General features: G+C 59.5%; 16 protein-coding genes. 5 read left to right on the forward strand and 11 right to left on the reverse strand.

Going from position 1 to position 22,960, the window contains the following annotated elements; translation table 11 throughout:
• Positions 1-5: 5 nt before the first annotated feature.
• From uvrA to BM225_RS04075, 6 genes are all read right to left on the reverse strand, one after another.
• Positions 6-2,867, reverse strand: coding sequence for an excinuclease ABC subunit UvrA (uvrA, locus tag BM225_RS04050; protein WP_072707091.1), 2,862 nt, complete (start codon positions 2,865-2,867; stop codon positions 6-8).
• Positions 2,868-3,080: 213 nt separating this feature from the next.
• Complete coding sequence (lpdA, locus tag BM225_RS04055) at positions 3,081-4,475, reverse strand: dihydrolipoyl dehydrogenase (protein ID WP_072707092.1); 1,395 nt, start codon at positions 4,473-4,475, stop codon at positions 3,081-3,083.
• Positions 4,476-4,542: 67 nt separating this feature from the next.
• The gene (locus BM225_RS04060; protein WP_072707093.1) at positions 4,543-5,136 is read right to left on the reverse strand and encodes a DUF924 family protein; all 594 of its coding nucleotides are present in this window, start codon (positions 5,134-5,136) and stop codon (positions 4,543-4,545) included.
• Positions 5,137-5,244: 108 nt separating this feature from the next.
• A complete protein-coding gene (locus BM225_RS04065) occupies positions 5,245-6,492 on the reverse strand; it encodes an MFS transporter (RefSeq protein ID WP_072707094.1) in 1,248 nt (415 codons plus the stop codon).
• Positions 6,493-6,573: 81 nt separating this feature from the next.
• On the reverse strand, positions 6,574-7,623 hold the full coding sequence (gene queA, locus BM225_RS04070) for a tRNA preQ1(34) S-adenosylmethionine ribosyltransferase-isomerase QueA (protein WP_072707095.1): 1,050 nt from the start codon (positions 7,621-7,623) through the stop codon (positions 6,574-6,576).
• A complete protein-coding gene (locus BM225_RS04075; RefSeq protein WP_072707096.1) occupies positions 7,620-10,898 on the reverse strand; it encodes a YhdP family protein in 3,279 nt (1,092 codons plus the stop codon). The genes queA and BM225_RS04075 overlap by 4 nt, the downstream gene beginning before the upstream one ends.
• 45 nt (positions 10,899-10,943) lie before the next feature.
• Between BM225_RS04075 and bcp the strand changes: the two genes are divergently transcribed.
• From bcp to BM225_RS04095, 4 genes are all read left to right on the forward strand, one after another.
• Positions 10,944-11,405 carry a thioredoxin-dependent thiol peroxidase gene (gene bcp, locus BM225_RS04080; protein ID WP_072707097.1) on the forward strand — a complete coding sequence of 154 codons (462 nt, stop codon included), beginning with the start codon at positions 10,944-10,946 and terminating at the stop codon, positions 11,403-11,405.
• A gap of 17 nt (positions 11,406-11,422) precedes the next feature.
• Positions 11,423-12,229 carry a ferritin-like domain-containing protein gene (locus BM225_RS04085; RefSeq protein ID WP_072707272.1) on the forward strand — a complete coding sequence of 269 codons (807 nt, stop codon included), beginning with the start codon at positions 11,423-11,425 and terminating at the stop codon, positions 12,227-12,229.
• A 187-nt stretch (positions 12,230-12,416) separates the two neighbouring features.
• Positions 12,417-13,751, forward strand: coding sequence for a M23 family metallopeptidase (locus BM225_RS04090; protein WP_072707098.1), 1,335 nt, complete (start codon positions 12,417-12,419; stop codon positions 13,749-13,751).
• Positions 13,741-14,226 (forward strand): bactofilin family protein, encoded by a 486-nt coding sequence (locus BM225_RS04095; RefSeq protein ID WP_072707099.1) that lies wholly within the window; start codon positions 13,741-13,743, stop codon positions 14,224-14,226. The genes BM225_RS04090 and BM225_RS04095 overlap by 11 nt, the downstream gene beginning before the upstream one ends.
• 90 nt (positions 14,227-14,316) lie before the next feature.
• On the opposite strand, the gene BM225_RS04100 is transcribed toward BM225_RS04095, so the two are convergent.
• The 5 genes from BM225_RS04100 to BM225_RS04120 form a co-directional block, all read right to left on the reverse strand.
• The gene (locus BM225_RS04100; protein WP_072707100.1) at positions 14,317-15,099 is read right to left on the reverse strand and encodes a DUF2189 domain-containing protein; all 783 of its coding nucleotides are present in this window, start codon (positions 15,097-15,099) and stop codon (positions 14,317-14,319) included.
• Between the two features lie 124 nt (positions 15,100-15,223).
• Positions 15,224-16,351, reverse strand: a complete 1,128-nt coding sequence (gene prfB / locus BM225_RS04105) for a peptide chain release factor 2 (RefSeq protein ID WP_072707101.1) — start codon at positions 16,349-16,351, stop codon at positions 15,224-15,226.
• Between the two features lie 95 nt (positions 16,352-16,446).
• Positions 16,447-19,005 (reverse strand): penicillin-binding protein 1A, encoded by a 2,559-nt coding sequence (locus tag BM225_RS04110; protein ID WP_072707102.1) that lies wholly within the window; start codon positions 19,003-19,005, stop codon positions 16,447-16,449.
• 90 nt (positions 19,006-19,095) lie between these two features.
• Positions 19,096-20,319, reverse strand: coding sequence for an N-acetylmuramoyl-L-alanine amidase (locus BM225_RS04115; protein ID WP_072707103.1), 1,224 nt, complete (start codon positions 20,317-20,319; stop codon positions 19,096-19,098).
• 109 nt (positions 20,320-20,428) lie between these two features.
• Positions 20,429-21,571 (reverse strand): pyridoxal phosphate-dependent aminotransferase, encoded by a 1,143-nt coding sequence (locus BM225_RS04120; RefSeq protein ID WP_072707104.1) that lies wholly within the window; start codon positions 21,569-21,571, stop codon positions 20,429-20,431.
• Between the two features lie 54 nt (positions 21,572-21,625).
• Between BM225_RS04120 and BM225_RS04125 the strand changes: the two genes are divergently transcribed.
• Entirely contained in the window at positions 21,626-22,954 is a 1,329-nt protein-coding gene (locus tag BM225_RS04125) for a M48 family metalloprotease (RefSeq protein ID WP_072707105.1), read from the forward strand.
• The last annotated feature ends 6 nt before the right edge of the window (positions 22,955-22,960 follow it).

A 22,960-nucleotide genomic window follows, 5' to 3' on the forward strand; every position in this document is an offset into this window, starting at 1 on the left:
TTGGCTTATTCCGCCGCGACCGGCTTTCTTGGTTTGAGCATGTCGACCAGATAGTGCCCAGTGTGGCTGCGCGGCTCTTTGGCAACCTTTTCAGGCGTGCCCGTGGCCACGACTTCGCCGCCACCATCACCGCCCTCAGGACCGATATCTATGATCCAGTCGGCAGTTTTGATGACGTCGAGGTTGTGCTCAATCACGACAACGCTGTTGCCCTGTTCAACCAGTTCATGCAGCACTTCCAAGAGCTTGCGCACATCCTCGAAATGCAGACCTGTGGTCGGCTCGTCCAGAATATACAGCGTCCGGCCTGTCGACCGTTTCGACAGTTCCTTGGACAGCTTCACGCGCTGCGCCTCACCACCCGAGAGCGTCGTCGCCTGCTGCCCGACCTTGATGTAGCCAAGGCCCACCCGCATCAGCGCGTCCATCTTCTCGCGAATGCTCGGCACCGCTTGGAAGAACTCCTGAGCGTCCTCCACGGTCATATCCAGCACATCGGCAATAGATTTGCCCTTGAACTGCACCTCGAGCGTTTCGCGGTTGTACCGCTTTCCCTTACAGGTTTCGCAGGTCACGTAGACGTCTGGCAGGAAGTGCATCTCGATCTTGATGACACCGTCGCCCTGACACGCCTCGCACCGCCCGCCTTTGACGTTAAAGCTGAAGCGGCCCGGTTTGTACCCGCGCGCCTTGGCCTCTGGCAGGCCTGCGAACCACTCTCGGATCGGCGTAAACGCCCCGGTGTAGGTCGCAGGGTTGGATCGCGGCGTCCGGCCGATGGGACGCTGGTCAATGTCGATCACCTTGTCCAGATGCTCTAGCCCCTTGATCGTCTGGCAGGGCGCAGGCACCTGTTTCGCGCCATTCAAACGCATAGATGCGGTCTTGAACAGAGTCTCGATGGTCAGAGTCGATTTGCCCCCACCCGACACGCCGCTCACGCAGACAAACTTGCCCAACGGGAAGTCCACCGTCACATCTTTGAGGTTGTTCCCGCTGGCCTTCACGACCTTGATCTTCTTGCCATTTCCCTTGCGCCGCTCTGTCGGAACAGAAATTTCTCGCACGCCGCTCAGGTATTGCCCCGTGACCGAATTCGGGTCCGCCGCCAAAGCCTCTGGCGTCCCGTGCGAGACGACCTGACCACCGTGGACGCCCGCACCCGGCCCGATGTCAAAAACATAATCCGCCTCGCGAATGGCATCTTCGTCATGTTCTACGACGATCACGGTGTTCCCTTGATCGCGAAGGTTTTTCAGCGTGGTCAACAGACGATCATTGTCGCGCTGGTGCAGACCAATCGAAGGCTCATCCAACACATACAAAACACCCGTCAGACCACTGCCAATCTGACTGGCCAAACGGATGCGCTGGCTCTCACCACCCGACAATGTCCCGGCATTCCGCGACAGCGTCAGGTACTCCAGCCCAACGTTATTCAGGAACCCAAGCCGTTCACGGATTTCCTTGAGGATCGCATGGGCAATCTCGTTCTTTTGCTTGGACAGACTCTCAGGGACGGTCTTGCACCAGTCATAGGCCTGCTTGATCGACATCTCGACCACCTGACCAATATGCAGCCCACCAATCTTGACCGCCAAAGCCTCTTCACGCAGACGATACCCGTGGCACGTCCCGCAAGAGCGGTTGTTCTGATAGCGCTCGAATTCTTCGCGAATCCAATTTGAATCTGTCTCGCGATAGCGGCGTTCCATGTTCGGGATGACGCCCTCGAACACGCGGCTGACCTGATAGACGCGCCCGCCTTCGTCGTAACGAAACTGGATTTCTTCTTCGCCAGAACCGTACAGGAACACCTGCTTCACATGGGCAGGCAAATCCTTCCACTTAGTGTTCTTGTCGAACTCGTAGTGCTTGGCGATCGCTTCGATGGTCTGCAGGAAGTACGGCGACTTCCCCTTGCGCCAAGGCGCCAAAGCCCCGTCATAGACCTTCAGATCCGCGTCCGGCACGACCAGCTTTTCGTCAAAGAACAGCTCTACACCCAGACCGTCACACTCTGGACAGGCCCCGAACGGCGCGTTGAACGAAAACAGGCGCGGCTCGATCTCGGGGATCGTGAAGCCGCTGACCGGACAAGCAAAATTCTCGGAGAAGGTAAAGCGCTCCAGCTCCCCCTCACGCGGCGCCGTTTCCAGAATCGCAATCCCATCGGCCAGATCCAACGCAGTCCTGAAGGAATCCGCCAGACGCGTCTCCATCCCCTCGCGCACAACGATCCGATCCACAACCACATCAATGTCGTGACGGAATTTCTTGTCCAAGGTCGGCGGCTCGTCCAGATCATAGAATTCGCCATCAACCTTAACGCGTTGGAAGCCCTGCTTACGCAGTTCCAGAAATTCCTTGCGGTACTCGCCCTTGCGGTCACGCACGATCGGCGCCAGCAAATAGGCGCGGGTGCCCTCTTCCATGCCCATGACACGGTCGACCATGTCCTGAACCTGCTGCGCCTCGATCGGCAAGCCGGTCGCGGGGCTATAAGGTGTCCCCGCCCGCGCAAACAGCAGACGCATGTAGTCGTAAATCTCGGTCACGGTCCCGACGGTAGACCGCGGATTTTTGCTAGTGGTCTTCTGCTCGATAGAGATTGCGGGGCTCAGACCACTGATATGATCCACGTCCGGCTTTTCCATCATATCCAAGAACTGCCGCGCATAGGCGCTCAGGCTCTCGACATAGCGCCGCTGCCCTTCCGCATAGATCGTATCGAACGCCAGACTGGACTTGCCGGACCCCGACAAACCGGTGATCACCACCAGCTGGTCGCGCGGAATATCCACGTCGATGTTCTTCAGATTATGCTCGCGCGCGCCGCGGACCTCGATGTTCTTCAGCTCGGCCATTCGGACCCCCAGAAAGTGACCCCTATCAAATAGTCCAGCCTGCCCGAGTCTCCAACCATTCGTTAAGAACTTTTTAAGAACATCCGCTCTTTCATGCCCTTTGCTTTCTGCTTTGCAAAAATACTCACAGCGCGCGGCCCGCCAACAGCACAAAGAAAAAGGGCGAGAGCAGCCCGCGCCACTCTCGCCCTTCCCAGAACTTATCCGATCCAATCAAATATGGATCGCGCGATCCCAAGCGTCCAAGACGCTCTCGTGCATCATTTCCGACAGGGTCGGGTGCGGGAACACGGTTTCCATCAAATCCGCTTCAGTGGTCTCCAGCTTCTGGCCGATGACGTAGCCTTGGATCATCTCGGTGACCTCGGCGCCAACCATATGCGCGCCGAGCAGTTCGCCGGTTTTCTCGTCGAACACGGTTTTCACCATGCCCTCGGGCTCGCCCAAAGCAATCGCCTTGCCGTTCCCGATAAAGGGGAAGCGGCCAACCGTGATCTTGTATCCAGCCGCTTTGGCCTTCTCTTCGGTCAGGCCGACGCTGGCGATCTGCGGATGGCAATAGGTGCAGCCGGCGATGGTCTCTGGCTTGACGGGGTGCGGATGACCGCCCGCGATGTGCTCTGCTACCATGACGCCCTCGTGCGAGGCTTTGTGCGCCAGCCAAGGGCCGTTGGTCGCGTCGCCAATGACATAAATGCCCTCGACACCGGTGCGGCAGAACTCGTCGGTCACGGCAAAGCTTCGGTCGATTTTCACGCCCACTTCTTCCAGACCGATACCGCCGGTGTTGGCGACGATGCCCACAGCCGAGATAACGGTGTCGAACTCTTCGGTCGTGGTCTTGCCGCCCATTTCGATGTGCGCGGTGACCTTGCCGTTGCCGCGGTCCAATTTTTTGACCATGGCTTTTTCTTTGATCTTGATGCCCTGCTTGGTGAACGCCTTTTTCGCGAAGGCCGCGATTTCTGCGTCCTCGACCGGCAGGATACGGTCCTGAACCTCGACGACAGTCGTGTCAGCACCCAAGGTGTTGTAGAAACTGGCGAATTCGATGCCGATCGCGCCCGAGCCGATCACAAGCAGTTTCTTGGGCATCTTCTGGGGGACAAGTGCGTGCTTGTAAGTCCAAACCAGATCACCATCCGCTTCCAGCCCGGGCAGTTCGCGCGCGCGCGCACCGGTGGCGACGATGATGTTCTTGGCGACAAGTTCTTCGGTGCCCTTGTCGGTCTTGACGCTGACCTTGCCTTTGGCGGGGATGGTCGCAGTGCCCATGATGGTGGTCACTTTGTTTTTCTTCAGCAGGTGACCAACGCCACCGTTCAGCTGCTTTGCCACGCCGCGCGAGCGCTTCACAACCGCGTCCAAGTCAAAGCTGATGTTCTCTGCCGACAGGCCGAAATCCTTGGCGCGATGCATGGTGTGATAGACTTCTGCCGAGCGCAGCAGCGCCTTGGTCGGGATACACCCCCAGTTCAGGCAGATCCCGCCCATGTGCTCGCGCTCGACCACGGCGGTCTTGAGCCCCAGCTGTGCTGCCCGAATTGCAGCTACATACCCGCCGGGGCCCGCCCCGATCACGACAACATCGAATTCCTTGGCGGCCATTGGCACTCCTCCGATTCAAGAATTAGTTTGACGTTAAACTATCTTGGACGGAGCATCAACAAAGGCGTCAGCCAACAGCTTCGAGTTGTTGTTTTTCCTGCAACTCACGCAAGATTTCGCCGTAGCCGCCGGCCGCAAGGAACGTCTCTTCGGCTGCCGTAGAGCTGCGACCTAGCGCCTTGTTGCGGTAAGGGAAGCGCCCGAATTTACGAATGATTTCACGATGAACCTTAGCATGGAGCAGGTTGCTCTCGCCGGTTTCCGGCAGACGCTCGTGCATCAGGCGCACACAGCGATCCTGATCGCATAGGCTCTCGGAATGCATCAAGGGCAAGTAAAAGAATTGACGTGCGGGCTCGTGAATCTTCAGATCCCAGCCATGATCGATGGCAACCTTGGCCGCGGCGCGCGCCGGAAAGTCCGTGGCAAAGGCCTGCGCGTCATCGCGGAACATGTTCCGCGGCAGCTGGTCCATCAGAACAATGTAGCCCAGCGCACCCGTTGGATAGGTCAGCCAAAGTCCATAGGCGCCTTCTGCGGCTTCGGTCCAGATGTCGAAAAATTTGTCTCGGATCTCCGCGTCCAGAGCTTCGGTACTGTTGTACCAGCCTTTTGGACCAACCTCGTCCAACCAGAATTCTAATACCTTTTGCGGTGTCATCAGTCTGCCCTCCACTCAACACTCCATAAAATCGTTACGTAAGGTTGGGTGGAGAGAACAGTCACAATTTATAACATCCTGATGCAACCAGAGAGGGGCACCGGCGGATTATTTCTCTTCGACGGGGTTGGCGTGCGACTCTTCGAGCGCGGTTTCGACCGCCAGTTGGGTCGCCGTTGCGTAAACTGGTGCGTAGGAATTGTAATCCTCGCGCGAGGGTGCGGAGCGGACGGTCATGCGGTACGCAGCGTAGCCGACCAGCGCGGCCAACAGGACCCCGATGATCAGGAAAAACGCGTTGGGCCCGAATTGTGACATGAGCCAACCCGTGATCACAGGACCCGCTATCGCCCCGAAACCGTTGATGAAAACCAGCCCACCCGAGGCGGCGGCCATATCCTCGGTCTCGAGATAGTCGTTCGTGTAAGCCAGAAGCAGGGCATAGAGGGGGTTCGTCACGCCGCCAATGAGCGAGGCCGAGACCAGCAGCAGCACAAAGTGGTTGCCCACCAACATGCCCAGAATTGCACCCAGGACACCGATCGTCGCCAACACGACAATCAGCAGACGGCGATCCATGCGATCCGACAGCCAACCAATCGGGAACTGCACCACAAGAGCTGCGGCAAAAAAGACCGAGATAAAGACCGAAATTTGTGCAGTGTTCAGCCCCGCTTCGGTACCAAAGACGGACGCCATGCCGAATTGCGCTGCAAACGCACCGCCCAACAGGAACATGCCCACGCAGCCCAAAGGCGAGATATTGTAGAGCTGGCGCAGGGTCATCGGCTTGGTCCGGTCAAAGGCCGGGGTCGGGTTGATCGACAACAGAATGGGCGCAAAGGACAGCGAAACCAAAACCGACGGAATGACGAACAGCAGGTACCCGCCAACGTCGCTCACGTTTACCAGACCTTGGGCCGCCACCAGACCAAAAATCTGAACCAGCATATATAGGGACAGCGCTTGCCCACGGGTTTCATTCGTCGTGGTGTTGTTCAGCCAGCTTTCCGCCGTCACGTAGACTGCCGAGAAGCAAAAGCCGATTGCCACGCGCCCCACGGTCCACGCCCACGGGTCCGCAATCGCCGGATATAGAATCAAAACTGCCGACACCATCGAGGCCAGCGCCGCAAACACCCGCACGTGCCCCACGCGCCGGATCATCTCTGGCGCCATCCGTGAGCCGCCCAAGAAGCCGAGGAAGTAGGCCGACATCACGATCGACATCTCAAAGGTGCCAAAGCCCTCATAGGCGCCGCGCAGACCAAGGAGCGTGCCTTGCATCCCGTTGCCCACCATCAGCAGCAATAGACCTAGAAGGAGCGGCCATGCGCTCGAGAACACCTGTAGCATCTGAACTTCCCAGAGTTTGCGTTTCTATTCGGAAGACTAACCGCACCTCACCTTAACAGAAGGCGGGTACTCGCACAAAGCCTAGGGAATCAACAGGGATGCATCCCCGTAGGAAAAGAAACGATATTTTTGCGAAATCGCATGGTCGTAAGCGGCCATGATACGGTCCCGTCCGACAAGCGCAGAAACCAGCATCATCAGGGTGGATTTGGGCAGGTGGAAATTCGTCATCAGCGCGTCTGCAACGCGGAATTCAAAGCCCGGATAGATGAAGATATCTGTATCGCCGGACCAAGGCCGAATGGCCCCAGTATCGCGCGCCGCCGTTTCGATCAGCCGCAGCGCGGTTGTCCCGACGGGTATCACGCGGCCTCCGCGCGCTTTGGTCTCTGCGATCTCGGACGCGGCGGCTTGGCTGACTTCGCCCCACTCCGAATGCATCTTGTGCGTGGTGACGTCGTCGACTTTGACCGGCAAAAAGGTCCCTGCCCCGACATGCAAGGTCACATAGGAGAAGCCAACGCCCATGCCAGCCAGCTTATCCAAAAGTGGTTGGTCAAAGTGCAGGCTCGCGGTTGGTGCCGCCACTGCACCGGTGTTGCGCGCCCAAACGGTCTGGTAATCCTCTTTGTCCTGACTGTCGGCGGCGCGCTTGGCCGCTATATAGGGCGGCAACGGCATCGCCCCTGCTTCGGCCAAAGCGGCATCGAAATCATCGCCTGTCAGATTGAATTCCAGAACGGCCTGCCCCTCTTCGCGGCCCACGAGCTGCGCCTTGAGATCAGCCGAGAATTCGACCCATTCACCCTCGCCCAGTTTGCGCAGGGGTTTGACCAGCGCGGCCCACTGCCCGTTCGGGCGCGGCTCCAGCAGGGTCACCTCGATCTTGGCGCTGACGCGACCTTGGGCACTGTCCCGCCAGCGCTGTCCAAACAAGCGCGCCGGAATCACGCGCGTATCGTTCAAAACCAAACGATCCCCAGCCTGCAACAGATCCGGCAGGTCATACACATGCAGATCAGACAGCCCATCAGGACGCGACACCAGCAGCCGCGAGGCGCTGCGGGGCTTGGCCGGACGAGTCGCAATCAGGCTCTCGGGCAGATGGAAATCGAAGTCGCTTAGTTTCACTGGCTTACCTTTGGCGGAGGACGGCGGAAAATCTCTCTGAACATACCGGGGGTCAAGACCGAAAGCGGATTGACCCCGACTTGCGGCGCAGAGGTAGAGCCGGTGAGGGTAAAGTTAAAGCCAAAGAGTCCTTCGCCCGCGCGGGTAAAGATGCCTCCAATGCCGTTCAGCATGTAGACAGGGGACAGGACACCCTGCAGATCCATCATATTATTCTTCAGACCAATAATGCCGTCCAGCGACAACCCCATTGACGGACCCACAGCGCTGCTTTCGGTAAGGATGAACTGTTCTGGCGTCAGTCGGAATTTCGCGTCCACATTTGAGAAGTAGATTCCGCCGTTGGCCATTTGATCCAAAAGCCCCACCACGCTCACTGCATTCAGCAGGTCCGTGACCGCAGGCGCATCGTAAAGGCGGGTGTTCGTGATCGCGAGCACACCGTCATACTGTCCCTCCGTCCGCGCGGGGGTCAGGGTCAGAAGCATTTCGCCACCATTGGCTTGTTTCAGAATGCCCGCATCCCGCATCACATCGCCACCGTCTTCGCTGGTGACGCGGATAGCGCTGCGACCGCGGCTTGGGGCGATTAGCCCTTCTACCGGAGCGCCACCATTCACGTTTGCGGTAAAGGTCCCTCGCGTCCCGCCAGTGGTTTCGAAGTCTCCATTGAAGTTTTGCAACCCAATGCCGCTCGTGATCTGAACAGTCATGTCAGACAGGCGCAGCGGGCTACCCGCGCCGCCCGAAGAGCGCGTCGCTGGCATCTTGGAGATATCAACGCGCCCCTCACGCAGTGAAATCAGCGGTGGAGCATTCTGGCGCAGGCCAAGTGTAACGTTGGAATCCAGCCAATTGCCCACTCGTAACTGCGACAGGCGAACGTCGGTGACCTTGCCTTCGGCTGTGGTGCGCAAATCACCCGAGAGCGCCAAACCGGGGGCCGAAAATTCAAGCGTATCGATCGCCAACGGGTTCAGTTGCCCCGCGAGCGTGAGCCCGCCATTCGCGCTACGCGCCTTGGACCAACCGATAGAGGACAGGCCGACTCCGACACCATTGAGTTTGCTAGTCAACCTCAGTCCGATTGGCTTGCCTTTGGGCAAAGTCAGGTCGAGCCGCCCCGTCCCCTGCCCCGAGATCGAAACAGTCCCCAAATCAATATTCAAGGCATCAAGCGCGCGTTCGCTCAACTCAACGTCTGCACTTACAGTCGGTGTACCGCCTTTGGGCGCTGTGAAGCTGCCATCAAAGGGAATCTGGTTAAACCGCCCACGCCCCGAAATTTTCACCCCACCGCGATCCGCGTGCAGTGTAAGGCTTTCAGAGGCCAGCACCGAGCCTTTGACGATTTGATCAGTACGCACCTGCCGGATGGTTGCGTCGAAATCATAGGCAACATCATTTGGACCGAGCTTGGGCTTGAACGGGATACCCAAGGTGCCCTCCACCTCTGCCATCCCGTCAGCCAAAGTGATCGGCAGGTTCGTCTTGGTCGGCACATTGATCGGCTCTGAGTCCAGCAGGCTCATGAACGCGGTGACGGTCCCTTTGCCCCGTAGCGCGACTTGGGCATCCTCAGGCGGTTTGCCAAATTTCGGGATTTCATAGCGCGAACCGCTGATGTCGATCACACCACCCTGTTTGGGGCGCACCTCGGCTTGGTCGATTTGCAGAGCAAAACGAGTGTTGTCCAGTTCGGCCCAGCCCGAAGCGTTTCGGATCGGGGGCATCGTGGGCAGGTATTGCACCTCTGCCCCTTCAAACGCGAAGTCCAACTGATGACGCGGCTTCTCGCCCGGATCGGCGGTCAGATGAACCTGAATGTCCCGCAGGCGTCCTGCCTTGATGTTCTTGCTCAGCCAGTCGCGGACCTTGGCGCCTTTGGACGGAGGCCAGTAGGACACCACATCCTCTGGGCTGACTTCGTCTACCTCGGCCAGCAAACTCATGGCCCAACCACCTACGGCGGCCTCGACCCGACCAGAGATGTTGGCGCGGCCCTCTGGGACCTGCACCGTCATCTGGCCCAACTCGAGCGCAAAATCGGGCAGGTTCAGGCGGAACGATGCATCGGCTTGCTGGATGTCCAGCGCTTTGGTCATGACGCCGATCGGCGCAGCGGTCAGGTCCGACAAACGGATCTGACCAATCATCGCCGAAGGCCACTGGCTGCCTTCATCAATGACCAGCTGCGCACTGCCTTCGGCGCGGCCCGTGACCCATGCGCTATCGACGGAGACCTCGTCGAACAGCAGCAATCCGGCTTTGGGTTCGTAGTTGAAGTACGTGCGCGCGCCGTTGAACGGCACAGGCGCGGCATCTTCGTTCGGGCGCAGCGCGCCCTGCCCCACCGAGAGCGAAGCGCTCAGGTTTGAGAGTTCCCCTTCCTCGCCAAGCTGCCCCCGCAAAGAGCCAGACAAGGGCGCATCAAGCGCGGCAAAGAATGCCAATGCCGGTGCCTGCGTCGCAATATCCTGCGCGAGCAAATCAGTTACAGTCAGGCCGAAATCGGCAGAGAGCTCTCCCAACGTCCGCCAATAGCTGCCTTCAACCGTCGCGGCCGTGGCGCCCCCCGTGAGCAAGGTCAACGCCGACGAAGCATGCAGGTCGTCGCCATCGCGCTCGACCATGAAGCGTCCGCCATCTACGGTCCAAGAGCGCTCTGCCCGCAGGTCCACGTAACGCAGGCTCACATTATCAAGCGTGACTGTGCGCAGGGGGTCCAGTTCAGGCGTTTCGAATGCAGTGTCCAAGACCGAAATGAGCCGAGGGAAATCCATCGACCGCTCGACTGGTGTATCCGACGATCCAAAGGCCAGCTCGAACGTGCCATCCTGTGCCCGTTTCAAGTCAATCAAAAGACCACTGACCGACACGTGCTCGGCCGCCAAGATGCCCTTAACCAAGCGGCGACCCGACAGGTTCACCCGCATATCGCTCACGCGGGCTAGGGCCGCCCCGTCCGGCTGCGTGATCACCGTGTCGTGCAATTCGACCCACGGACGCAGGCCTGTGCCCACGGTCAGATAAATCTCACCCAACTGGACGCGCGCACCGGTTCCCTGTCCGGCCAAGGCTTGCTCGATCCGGTTCTCGGCCCACTCCGGCACCCGCACCGGCCGATCCAGTAGATACACGGCACCGCCCACGGGCAACAAAACCATGACGATCAGCACGATACCGACAAAAGCCCACAACTTCCGACGCTTGCGCAGCGAAGCGGTGGATTTTTCTGCCGTTTCAGGTGTCTCGTTCTCTTTCTTTTCGGTCATGCGGCCCTAGACTGCCCGTAATCACTCACTGCAAGGTATATGCCCATGATTGAAGTTGGCGCGAAAGCCCCCGAATTCACACTCCCCCGTGATGGAGGCGGAGAAGTGTCGCTGGACAGCCTGTCGGGTCAGGCCGTGGTTCTGTATTTCTATCCCAAGGACGACACCCCCGGCTGCACTAAAGAAGCCATCGCCTTTACCGAACACGCCGACGCATTTGGCGCCGCGAATGCAGTGGTACTAGGGATTTCCAAAGACACCGTTGCCAAGCACGACAAGTTCCGCGACAAGCACGGCCTGAAAGTGGCGCTTTTGTCGGACGAAAACAGCGATGTTTGCGAACGCTATGGCGTCTGGAAGGAAAAGAACATGTACGGCCGCACATACATGGGCATCGAACGCACCACTGTGCTGATCGACGCGTCGGGCAACATCGCCCGCATCTGGCCCAAGGTCAAAGTCGCCGGACATGCCGAAGACGTACTGGAGGCCGTGAAGGCGCTGTGACCCAAACTCTGGCAGAAATGGCAACCGAGGTTCTGACCTGCGGTGAAGGACGCGAGAAAACCGAAATCTCGAAGCGGCATGCGGAGGCGTGGTTCGCCGCGCGCAAGGCAGGCACGCCCATTCCTGTAGGCACCGCCAATCCGCCCCTGCGCCCGTCTCGTCCGGCCAAGCCAGAGCTTTTGGACCCCCGTGATGTGCCCCGCCGCCGCCCCGGCAGCCCTCAGGGGCGCATCGCGTTGCTGCACGCCGTCGCCCACATCGAACTGAACGCGGTCGACCTACACTGGGACATTATCGCACGGTTCGGGCATATCCCCATGCCCATCGGCTTTTACGATGACTGGGTGAAATCGGCCGCCGAAGAATCAAAGCACTTCAACCTGATCTGCGACTGCCTCGAGGCGCTGGGTAGCTTTTATGGCGACCTCCCTGCCCACGCTGGCATGTGGAAGGCCGCTGAGGACACCGCCGAGGATTTCATGGGCCGCCTTGCCGTGGTCCCCATGGTGCTGGAGGCCCGCGGGCTGGACGTGACGCCCGGCATGATCGAGATCTTTCGCAAAGCCAAAGCCGATGATGCCGTCGCCGCGCTAGAAGTTATCTATTCCGAGGAAGTCGGGCACGTGGCCTTTGGCTCCAAGTGGTTCCACTTTATGTGCGGTCGCGAAAATCTGGACCCCAAAGATGTGTTTCACGATCTGGTACGCCGCTATTTCCACGGCGCACTTAAACCACCCTTTAACGAAGAAAAGCGCGCAGAGGCTGGAATCCCGCCTGACTTCTACTGGCCGCTGACCGAAACTGGATCGGTCACCGACGACTGAGTTCCAACGGTTGCACTCGGCATCAATAGGTCGGCAGATTCCCGCCGAAAGAGCGGGAACCGGCCAAACCGGTCGGCCTGAATTTTCAAAAAGGTTGCCCTAAAACCACGGTGCGGTTTATCCCCTACCTACGCCGTCGCTGCGCCCTGTGGCGTGCTCGCGTCAAAAACACCTAGGGGACATATCAGTGAGAAGCCGCGTTAACCGCTTTATCGAGACACACTTCGCCAATGTGTTTCCGGAACGCCGCGTATTTTTGCGTTCGGACACGGAAACCCGTTTCATCCGCCTGACACCGCTTACGCAGATCACAGCGCTTGGTGGGCTGGCCTTGATCATGTCTTGGGCTGCAATCTCGACATCTATCCTGCTGATGGACAGCATCGGGTCCGGCAACCTGCGCGCCCAAGCACAGCGGGAACAAGAAAACTACGAAGAGCGTCTGAACCGTCTGGCCCTAGAGCGCGATATGCGCGCCGAAGAAGCCTCGGACGCGCAAGAGCGCTTCAATCTTGCGCTGCAGCAGATCTCGGTCATGCAGTCGCAGCTTCTGTCCTCCGAAGATCGCCGCCGCGAGCTGGAAACCGGACTGACCGTCGTGCAAGACACCCTACGCCGCACCATGGATGCCCGTGATACCGCCGCTGAAAAGGTTGTCGCCCTGCAAGCCGCCATCGAAGGCGAAGACGGCGCGACCAGCGTGGTCGCGATGGGCTCTGAGGTGAACGGTGCTGTTGATGCCCTGAGCGTCGCCCTGTCCGAAACCGCCGCCGAGCGCGACGCCAAAGCCCAAGAGGCCCGCCAAGCTGTTCGAGAAGCGGATGAGATTGCCATGCAGCTAAAGCTGCTGCGCGACCAGAACGACCGCGTCTTCCGTCAGCTCGAAGAAGCGATGTCGGTGTCGGTTGAACCCCTGAACAAGATGTTCCGCTCTGCCGGTATGGACCCTGACCGCATCATTGGCCAGATCCGCAACCGCTATTCAGGCCAAGGCGGCCCGCTCATGCCGCTGACCTTTGGCACCGAAGAGGAACACAGCCACGAGATTGATCGCGCCAATCGCCTTTTGGAACAGATGGATATGCTGAACATGTATCGCATGGCTGCTGAAAAAGCGCCCTTTGCGACGCCTGTTAAATCGGCATTCCGCTTTACCAGCCCCTTTGGGTATCGCCGTGATCCGAAAACAGGCGGACGCCGGATGCATGCCGGTGTAGATTTTGCAGCATCCACCGGAACGCCGCTTTACGCGACGGCCGATGGCGTAGTAATCCATGCTGGCTGGTCGTCGGGTTATGGTCGTTTGGTTAAAATCCAGCATGAATTTGGTATCGAGACAAGGTATGCCCACTTGTCCAAACTTAACGTGACCAAGGGCCAAAGGGTCTCGCGTGGTGACCGTATCGGTGATATGGGAGCATCAGGACGCGTGACCGGCGTACACCTGCATTACGAGGTGCGCGTCGGGGGCAAACCCGTCAACCCGATGGTATATATCAAGGCTGCTAATGATGTTTTCTAAAAGCAAGATCAACGAACCTGGCCCCAAGGCCACCGAAGCTCCGGCACCGGCTCCGGCAACGGCACCCGCGGAAAAGTCTGATTTCAAAGCACCCGCGGCGACCAAGGCGAAGCCCCCCGCATCGGTTCTGTCGTCTGATCTGCACGTCGAAGGTAACATCCGCACCACTGGCGATGTTCAGGTCGAAGGCACCGTTGACGGTGACATCCGCGCCCACCTGCTGACCGTTGGCGAAACCGCCACCATCAAAGGCGAAGTTGTTGCTGACGACGTCGTCGTAAACGGCCGCATCGTGGGCCGCGTGCGCGGTCTGAAGGTTCGCCTGACCTCGTCGGCACGTGTTGAGGGTGATATCATCCACAAGACCATCGCCATCGAGAGCGGCGCGCACTTCGAAGGTTCGGTTCAGCGTCAGGACGACCCGCTGTCGACCGCCGGCGCCAAGCGCATCACTGGCCCCGAAAGCGCAAGCTAATCCGGCATTTTCCGGATAGATCTTTCGGGAAGATCTCTAGGACGAGACAGAAAGGCACCGCGATTGCGGTGCCTTTTTCTATGGGCGCTATCAGGCGTTCTCGATCAGAATGCGATAGAGGTGCCACGTCGCATGTCCCAAAATGGGCAGTACGATAAACAGCCCTAGAAAGCCCGGTAGCATCGCGACAAAAGTCAGCACGGCCACGATCCCAGCCCAACTCAGCATCGGCACAGGTGCCTGCGTGACGACCTCGAAGCTGCTGATCATAGCCGTCACAAAATCCACGTCTCGATCAACAACCATCGGCAGCCCGACCACGGTGATCGCGAAGATCAGCAGCGCAAAGACCGCACCGACCGCTGTCCCGACCGCCAACATCGTAAGCCCGTTGCTCGTAAGGTAGACATCATAAGACGTCGATACGTTGGTCATCGTCGACAGCCCCATGAAGAGGGCAAAGATCATGTGCGCGATGAAGAACCAGAACAGAAAGATGATCACGACCACCGCGCTAAGCCACGGCAACTGGCGGCTCCCCTGCCCTTTGACCGCGCCAAAGATACGGTGCCAGTCCATAGCCAGTCCGAACTCCAGCCGGCGCGACGTCTCGTACAGCCCCACGGCGGCAAAGCTGCCGACCAAGGGGAAGCTGATCACCGCCAGCACCAGCCAATAGGTCTGTCCCGTCATCGCAGTGATCGCCCACATCAGCCAACCTACTGCCACGTAGACGCCCGCAAAGATCAGCCCGAACACCGCCGAGCGCCGGAAGTCTCTAACCCCGCGCCGTAGCGCCAGATAAACGTCCGACATCGTTGCTTGCGCCAGCTCGGGCGCGCCGAGCTTGCTGCCCTGCTCAATGGCATCCATTCATGGTCTCCCCTCTTCCTCCGGAAGGGAGCCTATCGGCCAATGGCGATGCGGCGAAGATGTAATTTTGATACAGCTTATGAGGAGGCCAAGAAAAACCGCGGCGATTAGGCCGCGGTATCTTTTACTCTTCGAAGGTCGCTTCGGCGCGGGACTTGCCGCTGACGTCCATGGCCAGCGTCGCTGCCATCAACCCGTCCAGATCCCCGTCCAGTACGCCCGACGTGTCAGAGGTCTCGAACCCTGTCCTCAGGTCCTTGACCATCTGGTAGGGCTGCAGAACGTAGGACCGGATCTGGTTACCCCAGCCCGCGTCGCCCTTGGCTTCGTGGGCGGCGTTGATGTCCGCGTTCCGGCGATCCAATTCCATCTGGTAGAGACGCGATTTCAGGGCCTTCATGGCGATATCGCGGTTCTGGTGCTGTGATTTTTCCGAAGAGGTCACAACAATGCCGGTGGGGATGTGCGTAATCCGCACCGCCGAGTCGGTGGTGTTGACGTGCTGACCACCCGCGCCGGACGAACGGTAGGTGTCGATCCGGATTTCGCTCGGGTTCACCTCGATCTCGATGTTGTCGTCGACCACGGGATAGACCCAGACCGAGCTGAACGAGGTGTGACGGCGCGCCGCCGAGTCATAGGGCGAAATGCGGACCAGACGGTGCACGCCGCTCTCGGTTTTCAGCCAGCCATACGCGTTGTGGCCACTGATCTTGTAGACCGCCGACTTGATCCCCGCTTCTTCGCCCGGAGACATCGACTGCAATTCGACCTTGTAGCCCTTCTTTTCGGCCCAGCGCACATACATGCGCGACAGGATCGAGGCCCAGTCACAGCTTTCGGTGCCGCCCGCGCCCGAGTTGATCTCGAGGAAGGTGTCGTTGCCGTCCGCCTCGCCGTTCAGCAGAGCCTCCAGCTCCTTTTGCGCGGCGGTCTTGGCCAAGTCTTTCAGAGCGGCTTCGGCGTCTTTGACGACCTCATCATCCTCTTCCATTTCGCCAAGCTCGATCATGTCGATGTTGTCCTGCAGCTCCTGCTTGATGCCGGTGTAGACATCCATGGAATCGATCAGGGTTTGGCGGTCGCGCATCAGCTTTTGCGCGGCTTCGGGATCATCCCACAGGGTCGGGTCCTCAACACGGGCGTTGAATTCCTCGAGCCGGTGCTGCGCGGTGTCCCAGTTCAGCCGCTGGCGCAACAGCTCCAGCGATTTTTCGATCTCGGCCACGGTGTTCTGTGCTTCTGCGCGCATCTTCGTCCTATGGGTTTGAAAGGGTCAAAGGGGCCGCGCGGGGCGGCAGCCCTGTCAGGCAGCGGTGATACCGCAGCATCGCTATATGAGCAAGGTCAGTAGAGACCGCCCGCGCTGAGTGTCCCGAAATCGGCCTTGGGTCCGACAACGGCCGTGCCCCCGCCAGAGGTCGTGACCTGCTTGGGCGCATCGTCGGTTTCGCCGCGTCCAAACATGGGCAGGTTGGAACCAACGGCAAAGCCGCCGTCGAATGCGATCCCGAACATCGGCTCCTCGCCATCGCGGAAGTATTCCGCCACCACGTCGGCACCGCTGGCATCATCCGACAGGCGCGCACCTGTAAAGCGGTCGATCTTGATGAAGTGACCACCCGGAGGTACGTCGAACGGGCCGCCACCATATTTCTTGGTCGCCGCCTGCATCAACTCGGTAAAGACCGGACCACACAGTGTACCACCGTAGGCGCCGCGGCCCATTGGGCGCGGGCTGTCAAAGCCCATGTAACACCCAGCTACGATGTTCGAGGTAAAGCCGACGAACCACACGTCCTTAGCGTCGTTGGTCGTGCCGGTTTTACCTGCGGTGGGGACAGGCAGCTTTACAGTGCTGGCCGCAGTGCCGCGTTGCACAACGCCCTGCATCATCGAGGTCAGCTGATAGGCTGTGATGGGGTCCATCACCTGTTCACGATTCGAGGTGATGCGCGGCCCCATCCCATTCGGGATGGAAGGATCTGCACAATCGGTGCAAATGCGCTCTTCGTGGCGGTAGATAGTGCGGCCATAGCGGTCCTGCACGCGGTCAACCAGAGTGGGCTGCACCCGCTCGCCGCCGTTGGCGAACATCGCATAGGCCGCAACCATCTTGTACAGAGTCGTCTCCTCGGACCCCAGCGAGTTGGCAAGGAAGCGGCCCATGTTATCATAGACACCAAAGCGTTCGGCATAGCGCGCGATGGTGTCCATGCCGACCTCTTGGGCCAGACGCACGGTCATCAGGTTCCGCGACTGTTCGATGCCAGTCCGCAACGGGGTGGGGCCATAGTATTTGTTCGACGAGTTTTTGGGGCGCCACAAACCTTGGGGGGTGTCCACCTCGATCGGGGCGTCGATCACAATCGTCGCGGGCGAGTAGCCGCTATCCAGAGCCGACGCATAGACAAAGGGTTTGAAGCTAGACCCCGGTTGGCGCTGTGCCTGCGTCACGCGATTGAAAACCGAATCCTGATAGGAGAAGCCACCCTGCATTGCCAGAACACGGCCGTTTTCCACGTCCATCGCCATCAGACCACCCTGCACTTCGGGGGTCTGTCGCAAGGTCCAGCGGATAAAGCTGCCATCTTCGTCCTTGGTCATGCGCCGGACAAGCACGACGTCGCCCACCTCGACCAGATCACCAGCCACGCGGGCCTTGTTCGCGAGTTTCCCATTCTCCAGGCGCTTGCGGGCCCACTGCACGTCTTCGGACGGAATCCAGTGGCCATCTTCGTCCTCTTCGACGCCTTCGATTCCGATGCGGGCCGAAGTATCGCCAACGCGCAGAACAACGGCGGGATACCACTGCGCTTCGAGGAAGATGTCGCGCGGAACATCAACGTTCGACAGGGCTTCGCGCCACTGTTCTTCGGTCTCTAGTTCGGCTGGGTCGATCTTCTTGCCTGTGCCGCGCCATATGCCGAGACCACGGTCATATTTTTCAAGGCCGCGGCGCAGGGATTCGCCCGCAACAGCTTGCAAATCAGGATCGACGGTGGCGCGCACCGATAGACCGCCGGTAAAGAATTCACCCTCACCGAAATCGTCGCTGAGCTGGCGGCGAATTTCGTCAGTGAAGTAATCGCGATAGGGCAGAGCAACGCGGAAGTCTTCGTAGTCGCCATTCTGCACGGATTTGAGCGGCAGCGCCTGTTCGGCATCGCGCATCTCGGCGGTGATGTAGCCGTTTTCTTCCATCTCGCGCAGCACGTAGTTGCGGCGATCCACAGCTTCTTCGTAGTCACGGACAGGGTGCAGTTTGGCCGGTTTCTTGGGCAATGATGCCAGATAGGCCGCCTCGCCCGGAGTCAGTTCACCCAGCGTTTTGTTGAAGTAGGTCTGCGCCGCAGCGGCCACGCCATACGAGTTCGCGCCAAGGTAAATTTCGTTCAGGTACAGCTCTAGGATTTCGTCCTTTTCCAGCGTCTGCTCAATGCGGGTGGCAAGGATCAGTTCTTTGATTTTGCGCTCGGCCTGACGGTCGCCGGACAGAAGGAAGTTCTTCATGACCTGCTGTGTGATGGTCGACGCGCCGCGCACATTGCGGCCGCGCGACACCACTGCATCCCGTGCCGCCGAGGCGATGCCCATCAGGTCATAGCCCGAGTGCTGGTAAAAGTTCTTGTCCTCGGCCGAGATAAAGGCCGCTTTGACCAGATCGGGGATTTCTTCAGCAGGGACGAACAGACGCCGCTCTTTGGCGAATTCATCGATGATGCGCCCCTCGGCGGAATAAATTCTGCTGATGGTCGGCGGTTCGTACTGGGACAAAGCCTCGTGGCTTGGCAGGTCGCGTCCGTACATCCAGAACACGCCACCAATGCCCAGAGCAATCATGAAAATGCCCAAGGTGATGGCGCTAAAGATCGCCCCGAAGAAGGATAATATGAATCGCACCACTGGCCGGCCCTCGTGTCAAACGTGCCCCCTCTTATAGGCAGGGCCTTGTGGGGTCAAAACACAAAGGGTCGAGATCAATGCAAAGGCGGGCTATTGCCGGATCAATTGCCCCTCTGCAGCGTCTGCAATCGCCCACTCTAGAATCGCCGTCGTGATGGCAGTTGCAGTGCGCGCGCGCCATTTTGGATTGGTGATGTTGGCGCGATCCCGTTCCGAAGACAGGAAGCCAACCTCAAGCAGAACTGACGGGATATCCGCAGCCTTGAGAACCGAGAACCCTGCCCCGCGGCGTGGGCGCGAATGCAGCGGGTTGCCGTTCTCTTTGAGCGCCTCGAGCAATTCGTCCGCAATCCGGTTCGCGCGCGGCATCGTATCCGTCCGCGCCAAGTCCATTAGCACATGAGCGACGACATCGTCCTGCCCCGTCAGGTCTACCCCCGCCAGCAAGTCCGCCCTGTTATGCCGCTCTGCAAGTTTCTGCGAGGCCTTGTCCGAGGCTTCTTCGGCCAGAGTATAAATGGTGGCCCCCCGCGCACCGCCGCCGTCCAAGGCATCCGCGTGCAGCGATAGGAAAAGATCCGCGCGGGCCTCGTGGGCGATTGTGACGCGGGTTTCCAAGGGGACAAATTCGTCGGCCTCTCGGGTCAGGTAGACATCGACCTCGCCCGTCCGAACCAGCGTATCGCGCAGTTCCATAGCAAAGCGCAGCATCAACTCTTTCTCATCATAACCGCCGCGCTGCGCGCCCGGGTCTACGCCGCCGTGGCCCGGGTCAATGACAACCACCAACTTACCATTGCCGGATTGGCGCATGCGGGCCGGATCAACATCCGCGACCAAAGGCATCCCCCAGTCGGGATCGGCAGGCGCGACGGACCGCGCGGCGAAGTCCTGATGAGAGGTGCGCTCAAGCGTTATGTTCAGCTTGGCCTGCCCCGTCTCGGTATCGATCCGCAGATCAGACGAAGCCAGCGCCAGAGGCCCGTCAAGATCAAGGATCATGCGTGTCCAGCCGGGTCGATACTGACCAAAGCGCGCGTCCGATACGGCGGTTGTTTGGGTAAACATGGCGGGGTCTAGCCCAGTCCAATCGACTTCGCGAAAGTCCGCGATCAAGCGTGCGGGGTCGTCCAGGGTGAACACGCGATACGGCACCCCTTGGGTCATCCCAAGGCTCAGCGTCACCCCGCGCTTTGTGTCAGCAGCGCGGGTTTCATCCGGTAGAATTCGGGCCCGCCCCGTGAAATCCTGAGCGAACGCAGCACCAGCAAGACACAGCGCAGCCACCAAACCTGTTACAATGCGAAAAATCATCTGCTCGGCCTCTGACCGTCTTTTCGCAAATAGATACACGGTCTGGGGGCCTCCGCAAAGTTATCATGAAGGAGAGTGTGTAAGCCCGCCTAAAGACGGCACAAATCCGCTATCGGTTTGCCATGAATTCGGTCAGGCGCCGCAGACCCTCTTCGATATCCGCAGTCGAGCGCGCGTAAGAAAACCGCAGCGTCCCTGCCCCGCGATCAGGATCGAAATCGAGGCCGGGTGTCACCGCAACGCCCGCTTTTTCCAAAATTTCGGCGCAGAAGGCGCGACTGTCGTCGGTGATGTGGCTGACGTCCGCATAGACGTAAAATGCCCCATCGGGCGGCGCGATGCGGTCGAAACCTGCTTTGGGCAGGCCCTCGATCATCAGCTGACGGTTACGCGTATAAACCTGCAGGTTCGCGTCCAACTCTTCCTTGCAGTCCAGCGCCCCAAGGGCGGCGATCTGGCTGGCATGAGGGGCGCAGATGAACATGTTTTGGGCCAGACGTTCAATCCGGCGCACGTGCTCGCGCGGAACAACCATCCAGCCCACGCGCCAACCGGTCATACTGAAATACTTGGAAAAGCTGTTGATTACATAGACGTCGTCGGAATGCTCCAGTGCCGTGACCGCTTTGGCCTCGTACTCGATACCGTGGTAAATCTCGTCACTGATAAAGGCGGTATTCTCAGCCTGCGCGGCATCAATGAGTGCGCCCAAAGCATCCTTGCCCAACATAGTACCCGAGGGGTTCGCAGGCGATGCGACCATCAGACCGTCCAACCCTTTGCCCACAAAATCCGATGGCACCGGCTGATAGCGGTTCTCGGCCGCCGTTTCGAGCATCACAGGCTCGACGCTCATTGCCTTCAGGATTTGGCGATAGCTGGGATAGCCCGGCGCGCCGATGCCTACCTTGTCCCCAGCGTCGAACAACGCAGTGAACGCCAGCAAAAATGCCCCCGAAGAACCCGAAGTCACCACGACCCGCGACGGGTCAAGATCAACGTCGTACCAATCGCCATAAAGCTGCGCGATCCGTGCCCGCAATTCAGGAATGCCCAAGGCAACCGTATACCCTAGCGAGCCGTTCTCCATCGCCTTCGCCAAGGCTTGGCGCGCACCAGCCGGCGCGGCAGTACTGGGTTGACCGACCTCCATGTGAATGATGTGGCGTCCGGCCTCTTCGGCACGGCGCGCGGCCTCCATCACATCCATCACGATAAAGGGATCGACATCGCTGCGGGTTGAATTTCGCATGGGGTCCTCACTAGGGTGTTGCCAATGTCATTTCAGGCGAGGAAAGGATCGTCAATGCGCCAAGCCGCCCGCGTGCTGGCCACCGCACTTTGTCTGACCCTGATTGCGACGCTTCCCGCCCGCGCGATTGGCCTGTTGCGCGATCCGGATATCGAATACGCGCTCAATACCATTGCCTCGCCCATACTGAATGCGGCGGGTCTGGGCTCGCGGGTGCAGGTGCTGGTGGTGAATGACCAGAGCTTAAACGCCTTTGTCGTCGACGCCGAGCATATCTTTATTCACGCGGGACTGCTGGCACGTCTTCAAAATGCAAGCCAACTTCAATCGGTGATCGCCCACGAGGCCGCGCATATCGCCAACGGGCATATGGCCCGCCGCCTGTCAAACATGCGCACCGCGCGCACCGCAGCGGGATTGGGCCTAGCCCTAGCGGCAGCCGCCGCGGCAGGTGGTGCCGGTGGCGCCGCAGCTGGTATTGCCATCGGTAGCCAGTCCAGCGCAGCACGGGTCCTTTTCGCCCATACCCGCGCCGAAGAAGCCAGCGCAGATCAGGCAGGCGTCCGCTACATGGTGAATGCTGGGGTTAACCCCAAAGGCGCGGTCGAAGTGGTCGATATTTTTCGCGGTCAAGAGGCACTCAGTGTCTCGCGTCAGGACCCGTACACCCGTACGCACCCCCTGACCCAAGATCGCTTCCGCGCCCTGCAGGGGTTTGCCGCGGCCTATGCGGACCGCGCTTGGGCCGATTCCAGTTCTGCCGATTACTGGTTTGCCCGCGCCCAAGGCAAGCTCACCGCTTTTACCCGCGCCCCCAGCTGGACCCTACGCCGCGCCAAATCTAGCGTCACCGACGACATCCGGCTGATGCGCGAAGCCGTCGCTTATCACCGCCAACCGAATGCGAAAAAGGCCATCGCGACAATCGACAAACTGGCAGCCGCCCGTCCCAAAGATCCCTTTGTCCACGAATTGCGTGGCCAGATCCTGCTCGAAAGCCGTAACTTCGGCGCTGCGACCAATGCCTATGGCCGTGCTGTGAACCTAGCGCCGAATGATCCGCTGATTTTGGGGGGCTATGGCCGCGCATTGCTGGCGCTGAACACAGCTGATGGCAACAAACGCGCCCTCGCCGCACTGGAAAAGGCGCGCCGTATCGACCGCTACAGCGCAGCAGTGCTGCGCGATTTGGGGATGGCCTATGCCCGCGCGGGACAAAACGGGATGGCTTCACTTGTAACCGCCGAACGCTATGCCCTGAACGGTCGGCTGAATGACGCTGCACTCCACGCAAAACGAGCCGAAGGCTTGCTGCCGCGCGGATCCGCCCCTTGGCAACGGGCGCAGGATGTGCTGACTGCTGCGAAAGCCGCGCCGAAATGAAAGGAC

The sequence above is a fragment of the Donghicola eburneus genome (assembly GCF_900115865.1).
Taxonomy (GTDB): Bacteria; Pseudomonadota; Alphaproteobacteria; order Rhodobacterales; family Rhodobacteraceae; genus Donghicola; species Donghicola eburneus.

Coding starts and splice junctions, on each gene's coding strand:
- BM225_RS04120 (WP_072707104.1), bottom strand. CDS start 21,571: ATGCGAAATTCAACCCGCAGCGATGTCGATCCCTTTATCGTGATGGAT.
- BM225_RS04095 (WP_072707099.1), top strand. CDS start 13,741: ATGTTTTCTAAAAGCAAGATCAACGAACCTGGCCCCAAGGCCACCGAA.
- bcp (WP_072707097.1), top strand. CDS start 10,944: ATGATTGAAGTTGGCGCGAAAGCCCCCGAATTCACACTCCCCCGTGAT.
- BM225_RS04075 (WP_072707096.1), bottom strand. CDS start 10,898: ATGACCGAAAAGAAAGAGAACGAGACACCTGAAACGGCAGAAAAATCC.
- BM225_RS04060 (WP_072707093.1), bottom strand. CDS start 5,136: ATGACACCGCAAAAGGTATTAGAATTCTGGTTGGACGAGGTTGGTCCA.
- BM225_RS04085 (WP_072707272.1), top strand. CDS start 11,423: ATGGCAACCGAGGTTCTGACCTGCGGTGAAGGACGCGAGAAAACCGAA.
- uvrA (WP_072707091.1), bottom strand. CDS start 2,867: ATGGCCGAGCTGAAGAACATCGAGGTCCGCGGCGCGCGCGAGCATAAT.
- BM225_RS04125 (WP_072707105.1), top strand. CDS start 21,626: ATGCGCCAAGCCGCCCGCGTGCTGGCCACCGCACTTTGTCTGACCCTG.
- BM225_RS04065 (WP_072707094.1), bottom strand. CDS start 6,492: ATGCTACAGGTGTTCTCGAGCGCATGGCCGCTCCTTCTAGGTCTATTG.
- BM225_RS04115 (WP_072707103.1), bottom strand. CDS start 20,319: ATGATTTTTCGCATTGTAACAGGTTTGGTGGCTGCGCTGTGTCTTGCT.
- BM225_RS04100 (WP_072707100.1), bottom strand. CDS start 15,099: ATGGATGCCATTGAGCAGGGCAGCAAGCTCGGCGCGCCCGAGCTGGCG.
- prfB (WP_072707101.1), bottom strand. CDS start 16,351: ATGCGCGCAGAAGCACAGAACACCGTGGCCGAGATCGAAAAATCGCTG.
- lpdA (WP_072707092.1), bottom strand. CDS start 4,475: ATGGCCGCCAAGGAATTCGATGTTGTCGTGATCGGGGCGGGCCCCGGC.